Raw genomic sequence first — 1,638 nt, 5'->3', positions numbered from 1 at the left:
TAGGGTGGCAGCACGTCGATGCCGGCCGCCAGCAGTTCCTCGACATCGGAGTAGCGCTTGGCGTGGCGGCTGCCGGCGGCGTTGGTGTGGGCCAGCTCATCCACCAGGGCCAGGCGGGGACGGCGGCGCAGCACGGCGTCGATGTCCATCTCTTCCAGGGGGCGGCCCTTGTACTCCAGCACCCGGCGGGGCACGACCTCCAGGCCGGCCAGCATGGCCTCCGTCTCCCGCCGGCCATGGGTCTCCACCACGCCGACGACGACGTCCACGCCCTCGGCCTTCAGCTGCCGGGCGGTTTCCAGCATCTGATAGGTCTTGCCCACGCCAGGGGCGGCGCCCAGGTAGATGCGCAGCTTGCCCCGGCGCTCCTGCATGGCCTGGCTCAACAGGGCGTCCGGCGACGGGCGGTTGGTGTGGTCGGCGTGGCTCAAGGGTGGTCTTTCAGAGGCGGTACAAACGGCAAAGGCCGCCGCCCGGGTTCATCGGCGACAATAGCGCCAATGAACCCGGGACCGCGAGCCTTCAACCTTTCAGGACAATCAGTTACCCGACGGATGCGCCGCGTCGAGCGCGCGGTTCAGTGCCAGGACATTCACATGCGGCTCCCCGATCAGGCCCAGGACGCGTCCTTCCACATGGGCGTCCACCAGGGCGCGCACGGCGGCCTCGCTCATCCCCCGGGCCTTGGCCACGCGGGCCACCTGGTAATAGGCGCCGGCGGGGGAGATGTCGGGGTCCAGGCCGCTGGCCGACGCGGTCGCCAGGTCCACCGGCACCGGGTGGTCCTTGGTGGCGCCATACTTCTCCGCGTCGCCCTGGATGCGGTCGACCAGCGCCTTGGAGGTGGGGCCCAGGTTGGAGCCCATGGAGTTGGCGGCGTTGTAGGGGGCGGCCACCGTCTTGGTGCTGTCGTTGGGATCGGCGTCCGTGGTCACCGACGGGCGGCCCCAGAAATACTTCTCCGACGTGAAGTTCTGGCCGATCAGGGTGGAACCGACGACGGTCCCGTCCTTGGCCGTGATCAGGCTGCCGGCCGCCTGGCTGGGGAACAGGACGCGGGCGAGGCCGGTCATGCCCAGCGGATAGGCCAGGCCGCAGACCAGGGTGAAGAGCAGGGCCAGCATGATGGCCGGGCGGATTTGCTTGAGCATGGGATTGGCCTCCTCAGGCCAGACCGACGGCGGTCACGACCATGTCGATGGCCTTGATGCCGATGAAGGGGATGACGATGCCGCCCAGGCCGTAGACCAGCATGTTGCGCGACAGCAGGCTGGCGGCCGGCAGGGCGCGGTAGCGCACGCCTTTGAGCGCCAGCGGGATGAGCGCGATGATGACCAGGGCGTTGAAGATGATGGCCGACAGGATGGCCGACTGCGGTGTCGCCAGGTGCATGATGTTCAGCGCGTTCAGCGCCGGGTACAGCCCCGCGAACATCGCCGGGATGATGGCGAAGTACTTGGCCACGTCGTTGGCGATGGAGAAGGTGGTCAGCGCGCCGCGGGTCATCAGCAGTTGCTTGCCGATGCCCACGATCTCGATCAGCTTCGTCGGGTCGCTGTCCAAATCCACCATGTTGCCGGCCTCGCGCGCGGCCTGGGTGCCGGTGTTCATGGCCACGCCCACGTCCGCCTGGGCCAG

1 protein-coding gene and 2 pseudogenes are annotated in these 1,638 nt (G+C 68.6%); all 3 read right to left on the bottom strand.

Annotation, left to right across the window (positions count from 1 at the left end):
- Nucleotides 1–374: pseudogene (locus I55_RS20700) on the bottom strand (two-component sensor histidine kinase); the annotation flags it as partial.
- A 165-nt stretch (nt 375–539) separates the two neighbouring features.
- The gene (gene kdpC / locus I55_RS20695; protein ID WP_044562485.1) at nt 540–1,151 is read right to left on the bottom strand and encodes a potassium-transporting ATPase subunit KdpC; all 612 of its coding nucleotides are present in this window, start codon (nt 1,149–1,151) and stop codon (nt 540–542) included.
- Between the two features lie 13 nt (nt 1,152–1,164).
- A pseudogene (locus I55_RS20690) lies at nt 1,165–1,638 on the bottom strand (potassium-transporting ATPase subunit B); the annotation flags it as partial.

The sequence above is a fragment of the Azospirillum sp. B4 genome (genome assembly GCF_000333275.1).
Lineage (GTDB): Bacteria > Pseudomonadota > Alphaproteobacteria > Azospirillales > Azospirillaceae > Nitrospirillum.
Note: the sequence above shows the minus strand (reverse complement) of the source record. Positions and strands in the feature narration are given on the sequence as shown.

Bases quoted from the DNA above. Each gene is read 5' to 3' on its own strand.
- kdpC (WP_044562485.1), bottom strand. From the start codon at position 1,151: ATGCTCAAGCAAATCCGCCCGGCCATCATGCTGGCCCTGCTCTTCACC.